20 protein-coding genes and 1 pseudogene are annotated in these 23,155 nt (G+C 69.9%); 7 read left to right on the top strand and 14 right to left on the bottom strand.

What is annotated here, in order from left to right; all coding sequences use genetic code 11:
* Positions 1–2,592: a valine--tRNA ligase gene (gene valS, locus HZF19_RS02735; RefSeq protein ID WP_307781120.1), complete on the top strand. Its 2,592-nt coding sequence runs from the start codon at positions 1–3 to the stop codon at positions 2,590–2,592.
* Here the strand turns inward: valS and HZF19_RS02740 are convergent.
* The 10 genes from HZF19_RS02740 to HZF19_RS02785 all read right to left on the bottom strand — a co-directional run bounded on the left by HZF19_RS02740 (position 2,589) and on the right by HZF19_RS02785 (position 14,187).
* Positions 2,589–3,716 (bottom strand): mechanosensitive ion channel family protein, encoded by a 1,128-nt coding sequence (locus tag HZF19_RS02740; protein WP_208027209.1) that lies wholly within the window; start codon positions 3,714–3,716, stop codon positions 2,589–2,591. The two genes, valS and HZF19_RS02740, sit on opposite strands and share 4 nt — an antisense overlap.
* A 57-nt stretch (positions 3,717–3,773) precedes the next feature.
* The gene (locus tag HZF19_RS02745; protein ID WP_208027210.1) at positions 3,774–4,418 is read right to left on the bottom strand and encodes a hypothetical protein; all 645 of its coding nucleotides are present in this window, start codon (positions 4,416–4,418) and stop codon (positions 3,774–3,776) included.
* Positions 4,415–5,695, bottom strand: coding sequence for a di-heme oxidoreductase family protein (locus HZF19_RS02750; protein WP_208027211.1), 1,281 nt, complete (start codon positions 5,693–5,695; stop codon positions 4,415–4,417). The genes HZF19_RS02745 and HZF19_RS02750 overlap by 4 nt, the downstream gene beginning before the upstream one ends.
* A gap of 149 nt (positions 5,696–5,844) precedes the next feature.
* Positions 5,845–6,432: a superoxide dismutase gene (locus HZF19_RS02755; protein ID WP_208027212.1), complete on the bottom strand. Its 588-nt coding sequence runs from the start codon at positions 6,430–6,432 to the stop codon at positions 5,845–5,847.
* 53 nt (positions 6,433–6,485) lie between these two features.
* Positions 6,486–8,459 (bottom strand): ABC1 kinase family protein, encoded by a 1,974-nt coding sequence (locus HZF19_RS02760; RefSeq protein ID WP_208027213.1) that lies wholly within the window; start codon positions 8,457–8,459, stop codon positions 6,486–6,488.
* Between the two features lie 9 nt (positions 8,460–8,468).
* Complete coding sequence (gene msrA, locus HZF19_RS02765) at positions 8,469–9,122, bottom strand: peptide-methionine (S)-S-oxide reductase MsrA (RefSeq protein WP_235979174.1); 654 nt, start codon at positions 9,120–9,122, stop codon at positions 8,469–8,471.
* 38 nt (positions 9,123–9,160) lie between these two features.
* Positions 9,161–9,478, bottom strand: a complete 318-nt coding sequence (locus HZF19_RS02770; RefSeq protein WP_208027214.1) for a hypothetical protein — start codon at positions 9,476–9,478, stop codon at positions 9,161–9,163.
* A gap of 245 nt (positions 9,479–9,723) precedes the next feature.
* Positions 9,724–11,496 carry an SLC13 family permease gene (locus tag HZF19_RS02775; protein ID WP_208027215.1) on the bottom strand — a complete coding sequence of 591 codons (1,773 nt, stop codon included), beginning with the start codon at positions 11,494–11,496 and terminating at the stop codon, positions 9,724–9,726.
* 70 nt (positions 11,497–11,566) lie between these two features.
* The gene (locus HZF19_RS02780) at positions 11,567–12,763 is read right to left on the bottom strand and encodes an acetyl-CoA acetyltransferase (RefSeq protein WP_208027216.1); all 1,197 of its coding nucleotides are present in this window, start codon (positions 12,761–12,763) and stop codon (positions 11,567–11,569) included.
* Positions 12,764–12,774: 11 nt separating this feature from the next.
* The gene (locus HZF19_RS02785; protein ID WP_208027217.1) at positions 12,775–14,187 is read right to left on the bottom strand and encodes an OB-fold domain-containing protein; all 1,413 of its coding nucleotides are present in this window, start codon (positions 14,185–14,187) and stop codon (positions 12,775–12,777) included.
* 65 nt (positions 14,188–14,252) lie between these two features.
* On the opposite strand from HZF19_RS02785, the gene HZF19_RS02790 reads away from it, so the two are divergent.
* The 6 genes from HZF19_RS02790 (at position 14,253) to HZF19_RS02815 (ending at position 20,327) form a co-directional block, all read left to right on the top strand.
* Positions 14,253–15,506 (top strand): CaiB/BaiF CoA transferase family protein, encoded by a 1,254-nt coding sequence (locus HZF19_RS02790; RefSeq protein WP_235979175.1) that lies wholly within the window; start codon positions 14,253–14,255, stop codon positions 15,504–15,506.
* 309 nt (positions 15,507–15,815) lie between these two features.
* Positions 15,816–17,036 (top strand): acyl-CoA dehydrogenase family protein, encoded by a 1,221-nt coding sequence (locus tag HZF19_RS02795; protein ID WP_208027219.1) that lies wholly within the window; start codon positions 15,816–15,818, stop codon positions 17,034–17,036.
* A 2-nt stretch (positions 17,037–17,038) separates the two neighbouring features.
* Positions 17,039–18,205, top strand: coding sequence for a CaiB/BaiF CoA transferase family protein (locus HZF19_RS02800; protein ID WP_208027220.1), 1,167 nt, complete (start codon positions 17,039–17,041; stop codon positions 18,203–18,205).
* The gene (locus HZF19_RS02805) at positions 18,202–18,723 is read left to right on the top strand and encodes an FAS1-like dehydratase domain-containing protein (RefSeq protein ID WP_208027221.1); all 522 of its coding nucleotides are present in this window, start codon (positions 18,202–18,204) and stop codon (positions 18,721–18,723) included. The genes HZF19_RS02800 and HZF19_RS02805 overlap by 4 nt, the downstream gene beginning before the upstream one ends.
* Positions 18,720–19,196 (top strand): hotdog family protein, encoded by a 477-nt coding sequence (locus HZF19_RS02810; protein ID WP_208027222.1) that lies wholly within the window; start codon positions 18,720–18,722, stop codon positions 19,194–19,196. The genes HZF19_RS02805 and HZF19_RS02810 overlap by 4 nt, the downstream gene beginning before the upstream one ends.
* Before the next feature lie 9 nt (positions 19,197–19,205).
* On the top strand, positions 19,206–20,327 hold the full coding sequence (locus HZF19_RS02815) for an acyl-CoA dehydrogenase family protein (RefSeq protein ID WP_208027223.1): 1,122 nt from the start codon (positions 19,206–19,208) through the stop codon (positions 20,325–20,327).
* Positions 20,328–20,566: 239 nt separating this feature from the next.
* On the opposite strand, the pseudogene HZF19_RS17360 reads toward HZF19_RS02815, so the two are convergent.
* From HZF19_RS17360 to HZF19_RS02835, 4 genes and pseudogenes are all read right to left on the bottom strand, one after another.
* Positions 20,567–21,016, bottom strand: a pseudogene (locus HZF19_RS17360) (serine hydrolase); the annotation flags it as partial.
* Positions 21,017–21,048: 32 nt separating this feature from the next.
* Positions 21,049–21,564 carry a hypothetical protein gene (locus tag HZF19_RS02825; protein WP_208027224.1) on the bottom strand — a complete coding sequence of 172 codons (516 nt, stop codon included), beginning with the start codon at positions 21,562–21,564 and terminating at the stop codon, positions 21,049–21,051.
* Positions 21,561–22,280: a hypothetical protein gene (locus HZF19_RS02830; RefSeq protein WP_208027225.1), complete on the bottom strand. Its 720-nt coding sequence runs from the start codon at positions 22,278–22,280 to the stop codon at positions 21,561–21,563. The genes HZF19_RS02825 and HZF19_RS02830 overlap by 4 nt, the downstream gene beginning before the upstream one ends.
* A 118-nt stretch (positions 22,281–22,398) precedes the next feature.
* Positions 22,399–23,155: hypothetical protein (locus HZF19_RS02835; protein ID WP_208027226.1), on the bottom strand; the 757-nt coding region annotated here is incomplete at its 5' end.

A 23,155-nucleotide genomic window follows, 5' to 3' on the forward strand; every position in this document is an offset into this window, starting at 1 on the left:
GTGAGCAGCAACCCCCCGATCGCCCGCACCGAGTGGTCGGTGCCGGAGAAGCCGAGCCTGGAAGGCCTCGAGCCCAAGTGGGACGCGGTCTGGGAGCGCGAGGGCACCTACCGCTTCGACCGCTCCAAGACCCGGGACGAGATCTACTCGATCGACACCCCACCTCCCACGGTGTCGGGCTCCCTGCACGTCGGTCACGTGTTCTCCTACACCCACACCGACACGGTGGCCCGCTACCAGCGCATGCGCGGCCGCGAGGTCTTCTACCCGATGGGCTGGGACGACAACGGCCTGCCCACCGAGCGGCGAGTGCAGAACTACTACGGGGTGCTCTGCGACCCGTCGCTGCCCTACGACCCCGACTTCGAGGCCCCGAGCGAGCCGTTCGACCCGCCGCGCCACCTCAGCCGGCGCAACTTCGTCGAGCTGTGCCACGGCCTCACCGCCGAGGACGAGAAGGCCTTCGAGGCGCTGTGGCGGGCGCTCGGGTTGTCGGTCGACTGGACCATGACCTACGCCACCATCGACGATCACTGCCAGCGGGTGGCCCAGCGAGCCTTCCTCCGCAACCTGGCCAGGGGTGAGGCGTACCAGGCGGAAGCCCCGGTGCTGTGGGACGTCGATTACCGCACCGCGGTGGCCCAGGCCGAGCTCGAAGACCGCGAGCGCCCCGGCGCCTACCACCGCATCGCGTTCTGGCGCACCGACCCCAGTGGGGCGCGCACCGAACCCGTGTACATCGAGACCACCCGGCCCGAGCTGATCCCCGCCTGTGTGGCGCTGGTGGCCCACCCCGACGACGAGCGGTACCAGCCGCTGTTCGGCTCCACCGTGCGCACGCCACTGTTCGACGTCGAGGTCGAGGTGAAGGCTCACGAGCTGGCTGACCCGGAGAAGGGCTCGGGCATCGCCATGATCTGCACCTTTGGTGACGTCACCGACGTCACCTGGTGGCGTGAGCTGCAGCTGCCCACCCGCTCGGTGATGGGCCTCGACGGGCGCCTGGTGGGCGAACCACCCGTCGTGATCAGCACCGAGGCCGGGCGAGCGGCGTACGCGGAACTGGCAGGCAAGACGGTGAACCAGGCCCGGCGGCGCATCGTGGAGCTGCTGCGCGACTCGGGTGATCTCGACGGCGAGCCCCGCGAGATCACCCATCCGGTGAAGTTCTACGAGCGGGGTGAGCGGCCGCTGGAGATCGTCACCAGCCGCCAGTGGTACATCCGCAACGGCGGGCGCGATCTCGACCTGCGCGAGGCGCTGCTGCACCGCGGCAAGGAGTTGCACTGGCACCCGCCCTACATGCAGGTCCGCTACGAGAACTGGGTGGAGGGACTCACCGGCGACTGGCTCATCTCCCGCCAGCGCTTCTTCGGGGTGCCGTTCCCGGTGTGGTACCCCCTCGACGACCGGGGCGAGCCCGACTACGCGCACCCGATCCTCCCCTCGGAGGACCGGCTGCCGGTCGACCCCACCTCCGACACCCCCGAGGGCTTCGAGGAGTCCCAGCGCGACCAGCCCGGTGGCTTCACCGCTGATCCCGACGTCATGGACACCTGGGCCACCTCGTCGCTCACCCCGCAGATCGCCACCATGTGGGAGGAGGACGACGACCTGTTCCGGCGCACCTTCCCCATGGACCTGCGACCGCAGGCCCACGAGATCATCCGCACCTGGCTGTTCTCGACGGTGGTGCGCTCGCACCTCGAGCACGACACGCTCCCCTGGCGGAATGCCGCCATCTCGGGCTGGGTGCTCGACCCTGACCGCAAGAAGATGTCCAAGTCCAAGGGCAACGTGGTCACCCCGATGCAGTACATCGAGCAGTTCGGTGCCGACGCGCTGCGCTACTGGGCGGCCAGTGGCCGGCCCGGCACGGACACCGCCTTCGACGAGGGCCAGATGAAGGTCGGTCGCCGGCTGGCCATCAAGCTGCTCAACGCGTCTCGCTTCGCGCTCGGGCTCGGTTCGCGCCGAGCGGACCTGTCGGTGATCACCGAAGCCGTCGACCGCTCGATGCTGGCCCGGCTCGCCGAGCTGGTCGACGAGACCACCGCGGCCTTCGACGGCTACGACTACGCCCGGGCCCTCGAGCGCACCGAGGCGTTCTTCTGGACCTTCTGCGACGAGTACCTCGAACTGGTCAAGGGCCGGGCCTACGGCACCCAGGGTGACGGCGCCGCGGCCTCCGCGCAGGCCACCCTGCAGCTCGCCCTCTCGACGCTGCTTCGGCTGTTCGCGCCGTTCCTGCCCTACGTCACCGAGGAGGTCTGGTCGTGGTGGCAGGAGGGCTCCATCCACCGCTCGCCCTGGCCGGAGGTGAGCGGCTTGCGCGACGCGGCCGCCGACGGTGACCCGCAGGTCTTCGAGGTCGCAGCCGCGGTGCTCGGTGAGATCCGCAAGGCCAAGACCGAGGCGAAGCGCTCCCTGAAGGCGTCGGTGGAACGGGTCACGGTGCGCGACACGCACGCCCGGCTCGAGGCGCTGCGCCCAGCGCTGGCCGACGTGCGCGACGCCGGCAACGTCACCGGGGAGCTGGCGACGGTCGAGGCGAGCGAGCCGGCCGTCGACGTGGAGCTCGGGGAGGCCTAGGCCTCGTCCCGTTCGGTCGCCTCGGCGCGAGCGCGCTCGCCGTCGGCCGGGCCCTCCTCCGAGCCAGAGGTGTCATCGACGGTCTGCCCCTCGCGGTCGCGGTGCATCCGCAGGTCGAGCTGCGCCACCGGAATCACGATCCCCCGCTGGTCGAAGGCTTCCTTCAGCCGCTTGCGCAGCTCCCGCATGACCCGCCACTGGGAGGCCGGGCGGGTCTTCATCACCAACCGGATGACGATCGCGTTGGGGGTGAACGCCTCGACGCCCCACACCTCGGGGGTCTCGAGGATCTCCAGCGCCCAGGCCGGATCGGCGGCCATCGCCTCCGCCGTCTCGGCGATCACCCGCTCGGCCAGGTCGATGTCGGTGTCGTAGGCGACCTCCACGTCGAGCAGGGCACGCGCCCACTCCTGGGACTGGTTCGCGACCCGCTGGATCTGCCCGTTGGGCACGTGCCAGACCACGCCGTGCACGTCACGCAACCGTGTGGATCGCAGGGTGACCTTCTCGACCGTGCCACTGGCCTCGCCGAGGTCGACGATGTCGCCGACCCCGAACTGGTCCTCGATGATGAGGAAGAACCCCGAGAGGAAGTCACGCACGATGTTCTGTGCGCCGAACCCGAGAGCCACGCCGATGATCCCCGCGCCGGCGATGAACGGACCGAAGTTGAGCTCGAGGATGTCGAGGATCCACACGACGGCGATGAACCACACGATCAGCGACGCCAGGCTGCGAGCCACCGCGGTCAGCGTCTGCACCCGGGCCGCGGAACGCAGGCTCCACTCCTCGGTGGTCCGGAGCAGCAGGTTCGGGGTGCGCTCCCGCAGCTTCGCGAGGCGCGACGACGAGGTGGGCTCGAGCATCCGGAGCATCACCCGCTTGATCACCGAGCGCAGCAGCCGGCTGGCGACGAGCGCGGCGAGGATCACCGCGAGGATGGCCAGCGGCTTGGCCACGAACCACTCGGCGGCACCGGCGAGGGTCTCGTTCCCGGTGCGGTCGAAAACCACCCGGCACGCCCACGACGGGTGGTTGCCGCACGCCTCGTCGAGGTTCGTGACGCCCTTGACCAGTCCGGCTGCAGGGTTCGGCACCGAGGTCGTGGTGGCTTGACCCATCATCGAGCCGACCTTACCGTCGCACCCCGAGGCGGGATGGTCGATGCGCCGGTCGATGCGTCAGCGGCCCCCTCGAGAGGAACGGAAGGCGCCCGCCGCTTCCTGCACCTGGTGCCGCAGGATGATGGGATCCTGCCGTTCCAGCTCGTCGATGAGCGAGTCGGCGACCGGCACGTCGCGGAACCTGGTCTCGTCGTGGGGGTCCACGAGGTAACGGCCCTGGTCGTTGATCACCGCGTCGTACGGCGCCTCGGGATCGGTGCTGCGCACCAGGAACCAGATGCCGAGATCGCCCACCTCGGAGCCTGGGATGCCGTTCACCGAGACGGCGGTACCGTCCGTGAGCCAGCCCGGCTCCTCGACGATCAACTCATCGCCGGTCTCATCCCCGGCCAGCACCTCCTCGACCTGGAGCCGCACCAGGCGGGTGACGATGCCGCCGCCCGAGCTGCCGGCCACCAACCGGCCACGCCCGGTGCCGAGCACCCGCCCGATCACCACCCGGTCGGAGGCCCCGACCAGCTCGGCCAGCGTGGACGCGTGCACGCTCGACTCGGCGGGGACCACCACCGTGTCGGGTGCCCCTCGCACCGGATCGCTCGAGGCCGGGGGCGCAGCGCGGTCCCGCCCCGCGAGGGTGCCGGCCGCGACCGCCACCGCGGCCACCAGCGGGATGGCGAGCAGCAGGAGCAGCCGGCGGTTCACAGCGAGGCCAGGAAGGCGAGCAACGCGTCACGATTGGTCGGGTCCATCGTGCGGAAGCGCTCCCTCGCCTGCTCGGCCTCCCCACCGTGCCAGAGGATCGCCTCCGCCACGGTGCGCGCCCGCCCGTCGTGCAGGAAGCCGGTGCCCGGGGTGACCCGCTGTGCCAGGCCGAGCCCCCACAGCGGAGGCGTGCGCCACTCCGAACCGGTGGCCAGGTACTCGGGCCGGCCGTCGGCCAACCCGTCGCCGAGGTCGTGCAGGAGCAGGTCCGTGTACGGCCGGATCGTCTGGGCCCGCAACGCGCTCACCGGATCATCACCGGTGGTCCACACCGGCCGGTGGCACGAGCCGCACCCCGCGCTAGTGAACAGCTCGGCCCCCCGGGCGTCGGCCCGGGCCTCCCCGGGTCGGCGCAGCGGCACCGCCAGGGTGCGGGTGTAGAAGGTGAGCCGCTCCACCACCGGGCTCGCCGCCTCCGGCGTGCCGCCCAGCGGTGCTCGGGCGCAGTCGACCTGCACCACCGGGCAGTTCGGCACCGGGAACATCGGTGTGGTCACCCCGAGATCCTCGTGCAACGCAGCGGCGGTCTGCTGGGCCACGCTCGGCTGGCTCGCCTTCCACCCGAACCGGCCGAGCACGGCCGTCCCCGAGGTCTGGTCCCACACCAGGTTCGCCCGACCCGAGATCCCGTCGCCGTCCCGATCGTCGGGGTCGGCGGCAGCGATGACCTCCTCGGCGGAAATGGCTTCCAGCAGGCCCAGTCCGATCACCGCAGGCGCCAGCCGCGGCGAGAGCATCGTGCCCTGAGCGAGCGGGCCGAACTGCAGGTCGCCGACCGTGTAGAGGGGCCGCTGGAGCGTGTAGGGGGTGCCGTCGCCGTAACGGCCCTCGACCGGCTCGTAGGTCACCCGGAACCGGCCCTCGTGGGGCGCCCAGCCGGTGGAGGCGTCCTGGAGCTGCGCGCCGTAGACCGGCTCCGGGCGTGGCCCGCCATGGGGATCGGTGCCGGGCACGGACAACCGCAGCACCAGGCCGGGGCTCGGGTCCATGGCCTCGGTCGGGGCCCGGCCTCTCCCGTGCCCGGCGTGGCAGGCAGCGCAGGAGTCCGCGTTGAACGTCGGCCCCAGACCGTCCCGGTCATCGTGCAGGCCCGGGGCGATCTGCCAGGGCTGGTTGAACGAGTCACGGCCAAGGGCGAAGGTGAGCGAGTCGCGGCGGCCGAGGTTGCGAGCCGAGAACCCGAACGCCCGGTCGCTCCGATCGGCAACCGAGGTCATGCCCCCGAGGCGGACGTCAGCCGCGGCTGCTGGTCGCGCCGGGGGCGTCGGCCCGGTCGCGGGCGAGGCCACCGACCCACCCGCGGCGCACGCGGCCGCGAGCAGGGCGGAGGCCCCGATCACGAAGGCGAGGAGTGCCGGGTTGCGGTTCAGCTCGCGAGGTTCTCCGCCACGAAGTCCCAGTTGAGGAGATGGTCCATGAAGGTGTCGATGTAGGTCGGGCGGGCGTTGCGGTAATCGATGTAGTAGGCGTGCTCCCACACGTCGATGGTCAACAGCGCCTTCGCGTCGTGCTTCATCGGCAGGTCCGCGTTCGGGGTCTTCATGACCTTGAGGCCGCTGCCGTCGTCGACCAGCCACGCCCACCCGGAGCCGAACTGGGTGGTGGCGGCGTCGACGAACTGCTTGCGGAACTCGTCGTAGGAGCCGAACGCCGAGTTGATCCGCTCGGCCAGATCACCCGAGGGCTGCCCACCGCCGCCGGGGGCCATGCACTTCCAGTAGAAGCTGTGGTTCCAGTGCTGGGCCGCGTTGTTGAACAGCGGGGTGCCGATGTCGGCCTTGCGGATCACGTCCTCGAGCGGCGCGTCGGCGTCGTCGGTGCCCTGCAGCAGCTCGTTGAGCTTGTTCACGTAGGCCTGGTGGTGCTTGCCGTAGTGGTACTCGAGCGTCTCGGCGGAGATGTGCGGCGCCAGCGCATCCTGGGCGTAGGGCAGCGGGGGAAGTTCGAAGGCCATCGGTACGACACCTCTCAGGTTGCTTCGGTCGACGTCCGGGTCAACCTACCCGGTCAGTTGAGCCCTTCGCGCACGATGGCCGCGGTCACCCGCAGCAACAGCACGACCGATCCGAACAGGCCCAGGTAGCCGAAGAAGTTCAGCAGCGTGACCTGGTCGGCGAAGGCCGGACCGTTGCTCGTCGAGAGCAGGACCGCCGACACGATCCCGAGCACGCCGCCGGCGAACGCGAGCACCACCCGGTTCACCATCTTGGCGACGAAGCGCACGTCGTCGTCGCGGGAGAACAGCGAAGTGCGGGTGAGCAGCTCCCCTTTCTCCGCCAACCGCAACACTCGATCGGCACGCTTGGGCAGCACCCGCAGGGTCGGTAGCTGCGCGAGCAGCTCCTGGCGGGCGAGCGCGTCGAGGTCGGGGATGGCACCGCCCTGCGAGGCGGTGACCCACTCGCTGGCCACCTCGCGGGCTTCCTGGGAGAAGTTGAACCCCGGATCAAGGGTGATGAGCGTCCCGTCGAGCACCACGAGTGCCCGCCCGAAGGTCGTGAACTCCACCGGCACGTCGATCCCGAAGCTCCCGAGCAGCTGCATCAGGTCGGCCACCGCGGTCGCGCTCACCGCTTGGCCTGGCTGCACGTGGCGGGCCAGGAAGCGGGCGAGGGCGCGTTCGAGAGCCTCCTCACCGGCGCTCGAACCCACGTCGCACGCGTCGTCGACCGCTTGGCGGAGCATGGCCGGGTCACGCAGCGCCGTGGCGATCAGCATCTGGCGGAGCGACGCCTGCTGCAGCGGGTCGAGGCGCCCGCAGGCCCCGAAGTCGATCAGGCCCAGCGAGCCGTCGTCGAGCACCAGCACGTTGCCCGGATGGAGGTCCGCGTGGAAGCACCCATCGGTCATCATCTGCTTGAGCGCGGCCCGCAGCAGCGTGCGGGCCAGCGCCCGCCGGTCCAGATCCCTGCCGGCGAGCGCCGCGTGGTCGCTCACCGATGGTCCCTCGAACCGTTCCTGGACCAGGAGCCGGGAGGTGCTCAGCTCCTCGTACACGACGGGAACCCTGACCCCGGGCTGGCCCGCCATGTTCCGACCGATCGCGATCGCGTTCTGGGCCTCGCCCCGGAAGTCCAGCTCGGCCGCCGCCCCGTCTGCGAACTCCCGCGCCAGGTCGCCGACCCGGTACTCGGCCCCCTGAGGGGTGTCGCGGTCGATCATCCCGGCGACGCGCAACAGCACCTGCGTGTCCCGGTGCACGACGTCGGCGACGCCGGGTCGCTGGGCCTTGACCACCACCGGCTCCCCCGTACGCAAGGTGGCCTTGTAGACCTGCGCGATGGACGCCGCGCCGATGGGCTCCCAGTCGAACTCGGCGAAGACGTCTTCCACCGATGCACCGAGCTCACGCTCGATGAGCCGGCGCATCGACTCCGGGTCATCGGGCGCCACGTCGCTCTGGAGCTTCGCCAGCTCCTCGATGAAATCCGGGGGAAGCAGGTCGGTGCGGGTGGAGGCGATCTGGCCGAGCTTCACGAACATCCCGCCGCACTGCTCGAGGGTCCGCCGGGCCCGCACCGGAGCCGGGTCACGAGCGAGAGCGTCGTCGTGGCGGCGGAGACGGCCGGTGAGCTGCGGGCCGAAGCCGTTGTGGTGCGCGATCTGGACGATCTGGCGGGTGCGGCGCACCACGTCGATCCGATCCGACAGGTAGCGGCCCGGCCGGGGAAGGACGAACAGGCCCGCGGCATCGCCCTGGGCCAGCGTGCCCGGCTTGGCCAGCAGGTCGAGGCCCACCGCGGCGGCCATGGTGAAGACGAACGACAACACCAGCGTGTTGCGGACCAGGCGCGGGTCGTCCAGCTCGCCGGCGATCCCCAGCGACACGACGAAGCCCGCACTCCAGCCGACCACGCCCGACATGAGCACCGCGACCCAGGACCGGCGTACCCCGAGCATGCGGCTGGCCAGGAAGGCCGTGGCCACGGCGGCGGGGAACCACAGGGCCACGAGGGCCAAGGTGCCGATGGTGCCGGCCACGCCGTGTTCTCAGCCCAGCTCGCCGATGCCCACCGGACATGACACGCCCGTGCCTCCCAAACCGCAGTAACCGTTCGGGTTCTTGGCCAGGTACTGCTGGTGGTAGTCCTCGGCGTAGTAGAAGGGCGGGGCTTCGCAGATCTCGGTGGTGATCGGGCCGAAGCCGGCCCGGGCCAGTTGCTGCTGGTAGGCCTGCTTCGACCCCTCCGCCAGCTCGCGCTGGTGCTCGTCGAACCAGTAGATGGCCGAGCGGTACTGGGTGCCGATGTCGTTGCCCTGGCGCATCCCCTGGGTGGGATCGTGGCTCTCCCAGAAGATCCGCAGCAGCGACTCGAACCCGATCACGGCCGGGTCGAACACCACCAGGACCACCTCGGCGTGACCGGTGAGCCCCGAGCACACCTCCTCGTAGGTCGGGTTGGGGGTGATGCCGCCCGCGTAGCCGACCGCGGTGGTGTACACGCCCTCCGCCTGCCAGAACCGCCGCTCGGCACCCCAGAAGCAGCCCATGCCGAACAGCGCCTGCAGGTGCCCCTCGGGGAACGGGGGGAGCAACGGGTGCCCGTTGACCGCGTGCCGGTCGATCACCGGCATGGCCGTCTCACGGCCGGGCAGAGCCGTGTCGGGAGTCGGCAACTCCAGCTTGTGCCTGCCGAACAGCATCGGGACTCCTTCGGGGAACTCGTCACCCGGGTGCAACGTCAGCGGGGGTGGGTGGCGTTCCCGCTGTGGTCCACCATGCTGCCACCGAAGCGCAGGCCGCAGTCGCGGCACTGGAACCAGCCCGCGTCGGCGGTGAGGTCGATGCGGGTCACGGTCGTCGTCCCGCCGCACTGGGGGCAGCGCTCGGGAACCGGTGGTTCGGCCCGCCCCAGCCGCTCGGGACGGGCCGGATCGAGCGGGCGCGACGGCGCCTCGTCGGACCGCTCCGCGAGCAGGCGCTCCACCTCGGCCGCGGCGCGTGCCGCGGCCAGCCGGGCGGGGAACGCGGGGAACGCCTGCTCGACGACCCGGGTCATGGCCGCAATGGTCTCGGGCGGCAGGTGGTCCAGCCACGAGCGACCGACGGTCGAAGACGCCTCGTCCGATGAAGCCGGGAGCGCGGGCCACCGCGCCTGGCGCAGGCGTCTCAAGAGCGACACGCGAATCCTCCCATGACCGGGACGGGATCCTGAAGCCCCGTTCGCTGCGGCCTCACTACCCCATCTGACCCGAGCCTACGACCCACCGAGGGACATCGCTCACCCTGGCGGTGATCAGCCGGTCAGCGGAGCGGGAACATCACCGGCACGAGCAGGACCGAGAGGATGAGCACGGCGATGGACAGGGGAAGGCCCACCCTCGTGAAGTCCGTGAACCGGTAGCCGCCCATGCCGAAGACCATGGTGTTGGTCTGGTAGCCGATCGGGCTCATGAACGAGCACGACGCCATGAGCAGGATCACGATGGCCAGGGGCCGGAGCGCCAGACCGGTCTCGGATGCCACCGCCATCGCCACCGGGAACATCAACGCCGCGGCCGCGTTGTTCGACAGCAGCTCGGTGGCCAGCAACGTCCCGACCGCCACCCCGAGGAGGATGCCCACGTCCCCCCATGCCGAGGTGGCCGAGACGAGGCCCTCGGCGACGGTCTTCGCCAGACCGCTCTGCGCCGCGGCAGCGCCCAGCCCGAAGCTGAACGCGATCATGGCGACGATGTCCAGGTTGATCGAACGCCGGGCCTCCGCGGGGGTGATCACCCGGGTGACGAGCAGCGCCAGCACCACGCCCATCGCCGCTTTCGTGAGGTCCACCAGGCCGGAGCCGGCCAGCACCACCAGGGCCAGGGTGGCGAGCTCCACCACGCGGGCGCTGCGGCGCCGCAAGGGCGCCGCACCGTCGTAGGGCGCCACCACCGAGAAGGCCGAGGACTCGCGGGCCATGTGGCGGAACCCCTCGGGAGCCACGAGCAGCAGCACGTCCCCCGCTCGAAGCGGGAGATCGCCGAGCTTGCCCCCCAACCGTTGCCCGGCGCGGTGCACCGCGATGACCGCCGCCCCGAAGGTGGAGCGGAACTCGGCCGCCTTCAACGTCGAGCCGTTGAGTGAGCTGCCCTCGGCGACGACGACCTCGTAGAACTGGTGGCCGATGCTGCCATCGACGCTGAAGTGGTGCTCCTCGGCCATCACCAGCCCGGCGACGCCCTGCAGGTCGATCACCCGGTCGACGGCCCCGGCGAACACCAGCCGGTCGCCCGGGCCGAGCAGCTCGTCTGGGGGGACCGGTGCGACCGATCGCTCGCCGCGCAGGATCTCGACCAGGTAGACGCCCTGGAGGTTCCGCAGGTTGGCACTGGCGACCGATCGGCCCACGAGGGGGCTGCCGGGAGCGACCAGCATCTCGACGGTGAACTCCCGCACGCTGGCCAGGTCCTCATCGGGTGCGCGGCGGGCGGGGAGCAGCAGCGGGGTGACCAGCACCACCAAGGCCACACCCACCACCGCCACCGGCAGGCCGACCCGGGTGATCTCGAAGACCCCCAGGGCCTCCTGCCCGGCGTCGTGGAGCAGGCCACTAACCACCAGGTTGGTCGAGGTGCCCAGCACGGTGATGACCCCACCGAGGATCGCCGCGTAGCTGAGGGGGATGAGGAAGCGCGACGGGGAGCGGCCGGCTCGGCGAGCCCAGGTGGTGATGCGCGGGGCGAGCATCGCCACCAGCGGGGTGTTGGCGACGAACCCGGAGGCCAGCATGACGGGGAACAGGAACCGGGCCAGGTTTCGCCGCTCGCTCCCACCGCCGCTGCCGAGCGCCCGGCGGGTCAGCCCCGAGAGCGCGCCGGTGATGTCGGCCGCGCCCGCGAGGACGTAGAGCGCGGCCACGGTGAGCGGAGCGATGTTCGAGAAGCCCGAGAAGGCCTGGGACGCGTCGACCACGCCGAGCAGGTACAGGGTCACGACCGCCGCCCCCATCGCCACAGCGGGGGGCACGCGCTCGGTGACGAACACCACCACCAACCCGGCGATCACCGCCAACGTGATCCACGCGTCCGCGCCCATTCCCACCCTTCTCGACCGGAAGTGTGGAGAATAATCCGGACCGGGCGCGGCGACCAGGAGGTCGGCTGGATCAGCCTCGTTGGGTGCCGACGATGCCGACGAAGCTCACCATCTCCCCCGGATAGCCGCCGAGGTTGTGGGTGAGCGCCAGGTGCCGCTCGGTGACGGTTTCGATCTGGCGCTCCGCGGGAGCCTCACCGCGGAGCTGGAGCCAGGCCTCGAACATCATCCGCAGACCCGAGGCACCGACCGGGTGACCGAAGCTCTTCAACCCGCCGTCGGGGTTCACCGGCAGCTCGCCGTGCAGGTCGAAGGTGCCGGCGAGCACCTCCTTCCACGCGGTGCCCCGCTCGGCGAACCCGAGATCCTCCATCAGCACCAGCTCGGTGGGTGTGAAGCAGTCGTGCACCTCCGCCATCGCCAGCTGGTGGCGGGGATCGGTCACCCCGGCCTGCTCGTATGCGTCCCGGGCGCAAGCCACGACCTCGGGGAAGGTGGTGTAGTCGTAATCGGGGTCGAGCAGCCCGCTGCCGTTGCCGGCCACGAACGACAGGGCCTTCACGTACAGCGGTCGATCGGTGTAGCGGTGTGCGTCCTCGGCCCGCACCACGATCGCCGCCGCGGCGCCGTCCGCGACCCCGGCGCAATCGAACACGCCCAGCACCCCGGCGACCGGCGGCGCTGCACAGACCTGCTCCGAGCTGACCTCGCGGCGGAACTGGGCCCGCGGGTTGCGCGCCCCGTTGTAGTGGTTCTTCGACGCGATGCGGGCCAGCGCCTCGCGCAGGGAGGCCTCATCGACCCCGAAGCGCTTCGCATACGCCGGGGCGACCATCGAGAACATCGCGGCTGCGGTGAGCGTGCGGGCGGTACCGTCGTTGGGGATCGGGAAGGCGTTGAGCCCCTGGTAGCCGGAGTCCTTCACCTTCTCCACCCCGATGGCCATGGCCACGTCGTACGCGCCGCTGGCCACCGCGTACGAGGCCTGGCGCAGTGCTTCGGAGCCCGTGGCGCAGAAGTTCTCCACCCGGGTCACGGGCTTACCGTGGAGCTGCAACGGCTTGGCGAGGGTGATGCCGCTCATGCCGGACTGCGCGGTGCCGAGCCAGTAGGCGTCGACGGTGTCCTTGCCGACGCCCGCGGAGCTGAACGCTTCCTGGGCCGCGTCGATCAGCAGGTCGTCCGTGCTCTTGCCGAACGCCTCGGCGAAGGGCGTACAGCCCATGCCGACGATCGCCACCTGATCCTTGATGCCGTGTGATGCCATGGCCCTGCTCCTCAGCTCCGAACCGGGCGTGCCTTCCAGAAGTAGTTGTGGATGCCATCGGCCGAGTTGAGCCGGCGGAACGTCATCTCCACCCGGTCGCCGATGGCGACGTCGGCCTCGTCGACGTCGGTGAGCTCGATGGGGAGTCGTCCACCGCCGTCGAAGTCGACAACGGCGAAGATCACCGGTGGGCTCGGCGAGTAGGCGAGGCGGTCGACGGTGAAGGTGACGATGGTGCCTTCGGTGTCGGCCATGGGGATGGGGTCCATGTCATCGATCGCGTCACCGACCATCGACACCCGGGCCGGCGGGAGGTGCACCGCGCCGCTCGATCGATCCCGGGAGCCGACGAAGGCGTACTTCCACGCCTCCGAGCGCGCGGCCGCCGAGGCCGACACCCGTGCGGGCTCCGGACGCCGGGGGGGATCCAGGGTCAGCATCCCCCGCCAGGAGAGGAACTTGGCGTACGGCAGGCCGGCACCGTTGGCGACCTGCCCCGCCACCGTGCGAGCCGGCCGGTGCGCGGGGAGCGCCTCGGTGGCTCGGAACACGAACGCATCGGCGCCGTCGGCGAGCGACAGCACCGCGATCACCTGGCCGGGCTCGGCTCGATCGAGCGCGGCGGCGAGCAGCAGGCCGGGGTGCGCGGTGCCGCTGTTGCCGACCGAAGCGCCGAGGTCGTCGAGCACCACCTCGTCCCCCACACCGAGCTTGCGCACCGCAGCCCGTACCGCCCTGGTGTGCAGCCCGGTGACCGCGACCAGATCGAGGTCGCCGGGAGCAAGGCCTGCTTCCTGGAGCGCCGCCTTCCACGCCTGCTCGGCCAGCGGGAGGTACTGCAGCTCGCCGAAGCGCTCTTCCCACTGCCTGGAGCGGTTCTCTCCCGGGGTGCGCCAACGGTCGATGAACTCGCTGGTGGCGCTCGCTGCCCCGAGGTACTCGGCGAGGACCGGCGCGCCCTCGTCGCCGTCACCGATGAGCAGCGCGCTCCCCGCATCGCCACCGCCAGCCTCGTCCGCGCTGCCCGGCAGCCCTGTGCGGATGTCCGCCGCGACCACGAGCACCGTGCCCGTCCCGGACAGCGCGGCCCGCCAGGCGACGACTCCCGAACGAGGAGCGCCGCCGAAGTCGGCGGCCGCGGCGTCGGCGTCGAGCCGCAGGGCGGCGTGGATGGCGGTGGCGTTGGTCTTGTCGAGGTAGGCGGGCGACACGGTCGCGAACCACAGCGCGCTCGGCACGATGCCCGCGGGAGCGGCGCGCATGGCCACTCGGCTGGCCTCGACGGCCAGGGTGGTGGTGTCCTCGTCGTAGGAGGCGACCGCACGGGTGCCCTTGCCGCCCCCGCTGCCGAGGAACGCACGGATGTCCGCCCGGTCCAGGCGGCGGTACGGCACGTAGGCGCCGTAGCTCAGGATCCCTCGCATGGCGGCAGTCTAGGACGGATCTGACACCTCATCAGATGCGCAGACGGCACCGGTACGATGCGCCCATGAAGCTGGGTGAGGTGGCGAACGCGCAGGCGATGGCGTATGGGCGACCCCTGGATGGGGTACGGGTGCTGGCCGCCGAGCAGATGCAGGCCCTCCCGTACGCCACCCAGTTGTTGGCCCGGCTCGGGGCCGACGTGGTGAAGGTCGAGCATCCCCGCGACGGTGAGTCCGGGCGGGGCGCCTCACCGGCGATGCTCGATCCCGACGGCCGACCGGTCGGGGCGACGTTCCTGCGCAACAACCTCAACAAGCGCAGCGTGGGCATCGACCTCAAGCGCGACGAGGGGCGCAAGCTCTTCCTCGATCTGGTGCCCCGCTTCGACGTGATCTGCGAGAACTTCAAGCCCGGCACCATGGACCGCATGGGCCTCGGCTACGCGGACGTCGCGGCCGTGCACCCGGGCGCGATCTACCTGTCGATCTCCGGGTTCGGCAACACCGTCGACACCCCCTACCGGTCGTGGCCCGCGTACGCCTCGGTGGTCGAGGCCATGTCGGGGATCTACGAGTACCGCAGCGGCCCCGACCACCCGCCGGTCACCATCCCGGTCGGAGCGCTCGGCGACATCAGCTCGGGGCTGTTCGCGGTGATCGGCGTGCTCGCCGCCCTCCGCCAGCGGGAACGCACCGGCGAGGGGCAGTACGTCGACATCGCCATGTTCGACGCCATGATCTCGATGACCGACATCGTGACGAACTTCTGGTCGATGGGCGTGCGGCCCACCCCCGAGGACCAGGTACCGGTCATCTGCGAGGGCTTCAAGGCCCGCGACGGCTACGTGGTGGTGCAGATCGTGCGCGAGTTCCAGTTCGAGCGTCTCGCCGAGCTGATCGGCCGCCCAGAGTGGAAGCACGACCCGCGCTTCGCCGACCGCTCCGGGTGGATGCCGCATCTCGACACCGTGATCCGGCCGGCGTTCGAAGCGTGGTTGGCCGACCGCACCAAGCTCGAGGCCGCCCGAGAGCTGACCGCAGCCGGCATCGTGGCCGGCCCGAGCAACAGTGCGCCGGACGTGATCGCGGATCCGCACGTGGCCGCCCGCCACATGCTGGTGGAGCTCCCCCGCACCGACGGGGTGGCGGAACCGATCCTGGTGCCGGGCAACCCGGTGAAGCTGTCGAAGATGGCGGAGGGGCCCGAGCGGCGGGTGCCGTGGGTGGGCGAGCACACCAGGGAGGTGCTGGCAGCCGAGTTGGGCCTCGACGACACCCTCCTCGATCAGCTCGCCGCCGACGGGGTCATCTCCCCCTGAGGCCACCCCCTCCCCGAACTGTTCAGCCCGGCGCGGCCCCAGCCCGCGTTCCGATGAACAGTTCGAGAGCACCACCGAACCGTTCAGCCCAGCGCCGCCCCAGCCCGCGTTCCGATGAACAGTTCGAGAGCACCACCGAACCGTTCAGCCCAGCGCGGCCCCAGCCCGCGTTCCGATGAACAGTTCGAGAGCACCACCGAACCGTTCAGCCCAGCGCGGCCCCAGCCCGCGTTTCGCTGAACCGTTCGGGGAGGGGTAGCGTTTTCTGACGGATCATCAGATCCGTCGGCCCGATCGCAGGAGCAGCTGATGGACTTCGAGTTCTCCCAGGAACAACTGGACTTCCTCGCCGAGGTGGAACGGTTCCTCGACGAGAACGACGATCCGGAGGTCTTCGACGTCACCCGGGAGAACATGGCCCAGATCGTCGACACCCCCAAGCGGCGGGCGTTCATGAAGAAGCTGGGCCAGAAGGGCTGGCTCGGCATGACCTGGCCCAAGGAGTATGGGGGCAGTGAGGGCGAGGGCGTCTACGAGTACCTGCTGAACGAGGCGCTCGCGGCGCGAGGCGGCCCCCAGATCGGCAAGGGCGTGGGCATCATCGGCAAGACGCTGATCGCCCACGGCAGCGATTTCCTCAAGCAGAAGTTCCTGCCGATGATCCTCGAGAACGACGTCGAGTTCGCGGTGGGCTACAGCGAACCGAACGCCGGCTCCGACGCAGCGTCCATGAAGCTCAAGGCGGTCCGCCACGAGCAGGACGGCAAGACCGGGTGGCTGCTCAACGGTCAGAAGACCTGGACCACGTCCGCCCACTTCGCCGAGTGGTACTGGCTCGGCACCCGGACCGACCCTGACGACAAGCACCACGGCATCACCTTGATGCTGGTTCCGCTCAACCACCCCAACATCGAGATCCGCCCGATCTGGACGATGGGCGACGAGCGCACCAACGAGGTATTCATCAACGACGTCTTCGTGCCCGACGAGTACGTCGTCGGTGAGGTGAACAAGGGCTTCCAGTACATCAGCCAGGCGCTCGACCTCGAACGCTTCACCATGTTCACCTTCTCCCCGATCAAGCAGCGACTCGACCTGCTCACCGACTACGTGCGCACCGAGACTCGCGACGGCAAGCCGCTCAAGGACGATCCGGTGATCCGCGCCCGCATCGCCCGCCTGCACACCGACGCCGAAGTGGCCCGGGTGATGGGGCTCAAGGTCGTGGCCGAGTCGGTGAAGGGTGAGAAGCAGACGAAGGCCACCGGCAAGCCCACTCCACCGCCCACCGTGGAGTCCTCCGAGTACAAGCTGTACGCCACCGAGTTCTCGAAGCGGCTGGCCAACGCGGCGATGGACATCGCAGCTCCGGGAAGTCAGCTGCGGGTCCACACCGAGGAGGCCCCGATGAAGGGCCGATCGGAGTCGACCTACCGCTACACGGTCATCGACACCATCGGCGGTGGCGCCTCCGAGATCCAGAAGAACATCATCGCCCGCCGCGGTCTCGGCCTCCCCAAGAACTTCTAGGGATGCCCACCCCCGCCCTGGCCGGCACCACGGTCCTCGACTTCTCAACGGTCGGGCCAGCGGCGCGCGCCTCGCGCATCTTGAGCGACTACGGGGCCACCGTGGTGAAGGTCGGAGCGGTGCCCCGCGCCGGCGGGGTCCAGATCATCCCCCCGTACTACGCGTACTCGGGCCACCGGGACATGAAGCGGGTCCGGCTCGACCTGAAGGCTCCCGAGGGTCGCCAAGCCTTCCTCACCCTCGCGGCCGGGGCCGACGTGGTGATCGAGAGCTTCCGGCCTGGCGTCGCCGACCGCCTGGGGGTGGGGTACGAGGACGTGCGAGCGGTCCGACCCGAGATCGTGTACTGCTCGACCAGCGGCTACGGCCAGAGCGGCCCCTACTCCCAGTGGGCCGGCCACGACATCAACTACCTCGCGCTCGGCGGCTACCTCGACTGCAGCGAGCGGGCACCCGACGGCAAGCCGCCGCTGCCCGGCGCGACCGTCGCCGACGCCGCCGGCGGCGGGATGCAGGCAGCGATGGCGGTGATGGCTGCGCTCGTGCGCCGCAGCAGCACCGGTGAGGGCGCCTACCTCGACGTGTCCATCACCGACGGGGTGCTGTCGCTCATGTCGCTCTACATCGACGAGTACCTCGCCACGGGCACCGTTCCGGGGCCGGGCCACTACATCCTCACCGGCCGCTACGCGTGCTACGACACCTATCGGTGTGCCGACGGGAGGTGGGTGGCGGTAGGCGCGATCGAGCCGCACTTCTACGAGAACCTGTGCCGGCGACTGGGTTGCGAGCAGTGGATCGGCCACCAGCTCGACGACGACGTGCAAGATCAGATCCGCGCTGACTTCCGGGCCGCGTTCGCCACCCGGCCTCGCGACGAGTGGGTGGCGGAGCTGGCACCCAACGACACCTGCGTGGCACCCGTGTACTCGGTGCCCGAGCTGGTCAACGACCCGCACCTCACCGCCCGAGGGGTGATCGCCGAGGCGCACCACGAGCGCGAGGGCACGTTCCGGCAGCTCGGCACCCTGCTGGCGGGCACCGACACCGGGCGACGCCACTTCGAGGTGCGCGACGCCGGCGAGACCGATACCGACGATCTGCTCGGCGCGGCCGGCTTCAGCGCCGAGCGGATCCGTGCCTTGCGGGAGAGAGGAGTGGTCGCATGACCAGCCCGGACACCGACCTTCCCGAGGATGTCGCGGCGATGATCGGCAAGGTCCAGTACGAGGTCACCGGCGAGTTCCCGGTCGAGCGGGGCTACATCTGGACCAGCTGCGCGTCCGTCGAGAACGGCAACCCGCTGTTCTGGGACGACCAGGTGGCCGAGGAGATCACCGGCGGTCCGATCGCGCCGCCGACCATGCTGTCGGTGTGGTTCCGGCCCCACCACTGGGCGCCGGGCCGCACCGAGCAGGCGCTGCCGTTGCAGGTCCACTTCGACCTGAAGGAGCGCTTCGACCTGCCCGAGGCGGTGATGACCGACAACACCATCGTCTTCCACGAACCGGTCCGGCCGGGGGATCGGCTCCGCACCCATCAGATCCTGCGCTCGGTGAGTCCACCGAAGACCACCAAGCTCGGCACCGGCCGCTTCTGGGTGATCGACGTCGAGTACTTCAACCAGCGCGACGAGCTGGTGGGGGTCGAGAGCTACACCGGCTTCGGCTACCGGAGGGAACCATGACCACGGTGCTGACGCTCGACGAGGTTCACAAGGGGGACACCCTGCCACCGCTGCACCACGACGTGACCGCCACGACGATCGTGCTGGGTGCGCTCGCCTCCCGTGACTGGCGTCCCATGCACCACGACCACGACTTCGCCGTGAACCGCAACGGCACCCGTGACATCTTCATGAACACCCCGAACCAGGCAGCCTGGTTCGAGCGCTACATCACCGACTGGACCGGCCCGACCGGTCGGCTCGGCCGGATGACGTTCCGCATGAAGGGCTCGGTGTTCCCCGGCGACACGATGACGCTCTCCGGGGTGGTCGAGGACACCAGCGTCGACGAGACCGGGTGCGGCTGGGTCGACCTGCGCATCTCGCTCACCGTCGACGGCGAGCTCAAGACCGAGTGCGCGGCCCGGGTGGCGGTGCCCACCTCCCCTGACGACAACCCCTGGCGCCGCCGCGGCGACCAGTGGAAGCCCTAGGAGACCGCGATGGACCTGGACTTCAGCGATGAGCAGCAGATGCTTCGGGAGATGGTCCGAGGTGTCTGCAACGACTTCGCCTCGCTCGAGGTGGTGCGCCAGTTCGAGGACGACCCGGTCGGGTTCCCCGCTCCGTTCTGGAAGCAGCTCGCCGAGCTCGACCTGATCGGTCTCACCCTGCCGACCGAGTACGGCGGATCGGGGATGACCATGCTTGAAGCGGCGATCCTCTACGAGGAGCTGGGCCGAGCGCTCGCGCCCTCGCCGCACTTCGTCAGCGCGGTGATGAGCGCTGGCGTGCTGCTGCGGTCCGGCTCTGAGGACCAGAGGCAGCAGTGGCTGCCGAAGATCGCGCGCGGTGACGCCATCCTGAGCACGGCCTGGTTGGAGCCGCGCAACGGCTTCGCGCCCGAGGGGGTGCAGCTGCGAGCCCGCACCGACGGCGACGGCTTCGTGCTCGACGGCACCAAGTGGCACGTGCCGTTTGCTTCCTCCGCCGACCGACTGGTGGTGCTCGCCCGCAACGATGACGGCGACATCGATCTGTTCCTCGTCGACCCCAACGCTGACGGGGTGACGCTCGAGCAGCAGCTCACGATCGCCTCCGACACCCAGTACGCGGTGACCTTCTCGGAGGTGCGCGTCAGCGACGCTGACCGCATCGGCGAACCGGGGTCAGGTTGGCGAACCTGGGCCGACACGATGCTCGACGGGCTGATCCCCCTCGCTGCGCAAGCCATGGGCGGTGCGCAGTATGCGCTGGAGATCACGGTGCAGTACGCGAAGGACCGTGAGCAGTTCGGCAAGCCGCTAGGCGCGTTCCAGGCCATCGCCCACTACCTCGCCGATGCCAAGACGACGGTTGACGGGGGGACGCTGCTGGTCTACGAGGCGGCCTGGGCCCGTGCCACCGGTCGACCAATCGACCGGCTTGCTCCGATGGCCAAGCTCTTCGCCTGCCAGACCTTCCGCGACGTCACCGCGGTGGCGCAGCAGATCTTCGGCGGGGTGGGCTTCACCCTGGAGTACGACATCCAGCTGTACTTCCGCCGAGCCAAGCAGCTCCAGATCAGCTGGTACGACGATCGTCGCCTCGAAGAGCTGGTCGCCAGCGCCGTGCTCGACGGCTGACACGGGTCGTCTCTCCCCGCACCAGTCGGCTCGCCGGCTGCGTGCTTTCGATGTCGACCTCGTGGATCGCCGCTGGCACGGTCGCTGGATGTGAGCAGGCCTTTGACAGAGCACACCATTCGCTCGCTGAAAGCTTCAAGGACGGTCATAGGACCCTGGGGCGCGCTGAACCGAATGGTGCCGCCGAGCCCAAGGGCTTCGATCTCTTCGGTGAGGTGCGCGGCAGCGTCACGGCCTGTGAGTGCGCTGAGCACCTGGGCGAGGAGGTGCCAGCCGGCGACTTCGCTGTATTCGGCGACACCGGATCTTGCCGCGTTCAGCAGCTTGGTGGGCTCGAGCTCAACGGCAAGAGCGGCAGGGTCCATCATGTTGCAACGATAGGCGTCGGGCTGGCCAAGACCGGCGGTGTGGTTCACGACATCGCGCACGGTGATGGTCGATGGGTGGTCGATGTCGAGGAGTTCAGCGACCGGAGTTGACGGATCACATCGTGCGTCTTCAAGCGCTCGGGCCACTGCGACGGCGACTACGGGCTTCGTGGCGCAGTGCAAGTTGAAGGTCGTCCCGCTCGTGATGGGGTCGCCGGGAACGCCTTCCCCGACAGCGACATCGCAGAGCACATCACCTTCGAGGGCAACGAACACTTGGGCTGCGGTGCCAAAGCCGGCTCTGAGTTCTCCGTCCAGCATCGAGTGGACCTGATCGTCGAGCGAACGCGTGCTCACGAGGCCGCAGGTCGATCGTTGAGGGTGTCGCAGCGATTCAGTCGGAGGAACTCCTCGATCGCCGCCGGCCGCATCGCCGCGGCGTCTGCTGCGAGCGCTTCAAACGTCTCGGGGCCCGCCGAGATACCTTGCACGAAGGTGAGCTGTGGCAACTCGTCACGCAGGTGTGCGAGAAGTGTCGGACTGACGTCACCTCGCTGATACTGCTCGTACCACGCCAGGTACCAGGCACAGGCGTTCGCCCAGCCGACCTGGGTCTGGGCGTCTTCGTCGGTGGTTCCGGCAGCTGCCGCGAACGAGGAGAGGGCCTCCACAGGCGGCGCGTGCCCGTCTGGCCACGACAACGCCTGGGCGTGCCCCTCGATCTGCGAGGGGGATGCACCACCCGGGTCTGAGCCAGAACAGCCGCTGGCGACGAGGAGCAGAGACACCGCGGCGACTGCAACCACCGAGCAGGGCAGCCAGCGGCGGGTGGCGGGGACGCTGGGCGGCTTCTGGTGCGGGCTGGTCATTCGGTTCCCTTCGGAAGTTGGTCGGGACGTCGTAGCAAGGCGGCGGTGAGCAGGGCGAGCACCCACGCTGCCGTCGCGATGTGGGCGATCCACGGCTCGATGTCCGTGGCGAGCAGCGGGCTCCGTGCGTCTGCGGCTCGCAGGGGCCAGATCCCAACCCACGGCGAGAGCACCTGTGCAGGCTTGAGGATTGGGGCGAAGTACAGCATGGCCAGGACCGCTGCGGTGGCCATCAACGACCCTTCGAGGATGACCACGGCCAGCAGACGCCGTCCGACGAGCTCAGCGACCGAGATCGACAACGTGACGCTGACGGCCGCCGCCGCGATCGCGAAACCGAACCCAGACGATCCCGACGATCCGGCGAGGCCGACCGACCAGTCGCCTGGCGTGGAGACGTTGGCGAGCACCGCGCCGACGACGCCCATCGCGGCGGCTGCAGCAAGGGCGGCGACCACCGCGCTCAGCGCCTCCACCCTGCGCCGGTTACGGAGAGCTGCTGCGCTGATCCCGCTGACCCACCGGTATGCGGACACGCCCGACTCGACCTCGGCGCACACCACGGTGGCGACGAGTGGCGGCATCCACACCGGCCCGAGGGTGGCCGCTGCCGCAAACCCGTTGACGAGGCCAGCGAGCAGTCCCTGCCCGGGTTCGCCGAGGACGGCGACGGGCAGCACCCCGCCCAGTCCCCCGGCAAGGAGGGCGATGACCACCGACGGCATCCAGCCCGGCCCCAACAGGAGCTGGTGCAGTCGCGGTCTCCTCCACGCGGTGGCGCTCGAGGGTCGGCGCGGCAGCGGTTCTGCGACCGCCGCCTGTACCTGGGCTCGGTCACCCTCGCGCCGCGCGGACACGAACCACCTCCCAGCCTGTGTCACGACGATCGAGGTGGAACTCGTACGTGTAGCGATGAGTTCCGCCATCGCCCACCGTGGCGGTCACCCTCACGGCGTCAGGTGCTTGCATCTCCGACTCGGAGGCGACGTCGATGGTGCCTTCTCGCAGCGGCCGCCAGAACGGGTCGCCAGGTTCGACCCCCTCGGACACCGATTCACCTCGACGCAGCGCGTCCACGAACCCTTCGACGGCGTCGATGCTCGACGTGCCATTGCGGGTGTCACGAAGCCACTCCGGTTTGAAGTACCAGGGAAGGGCTTGTCGGGCCAGCGGTGGAAGGACCGCAGCGATCACGACGACGGCGGCAGTCGAAACCAAGGTTGCCTTCATCACACGCGACGACGGGGAAGGAACGGGCGAGGAGTGATGGCTGCGGCGTACAGCGGCGAGTGCGAGCAGCGCCGCTGCCCACCCGGCGAGGATCAACACACCGAACACCGCGTGGCGAGGGGCGCTCAGGTTCAACAGCCCCAACGCGGTGGGCGGACCGGCGTTGCTCTCCAGTGCCGTGGTGGCAGCACCCCCTGGAAGGTAGGACTGGATCTCCACGACGCCAGGGAAGTGGGCACTGCGCGTGATCGTGGGATGAGGGGCGTGTAGGGGTCCACCCGTGTGGGTCGGGGCCTCGCTGGACTCGGTGTTGTTGGAAGACGCCGATCCGAGGAGGCCCCGATGGCTGCTGACTGTATGC

It is taken from the genome of Rhabdothermincola sediminis (genome assembly GCF_014805525.1).
GTDB classification, from domain to species: domain Bacteria; phylum Actinomycetota; class Acidimicrobiia; order Acidimicrobiales; family Acidimicrobilacustridaceae; genus Rhabdothermincola; species Rhabdothermincola sediminis.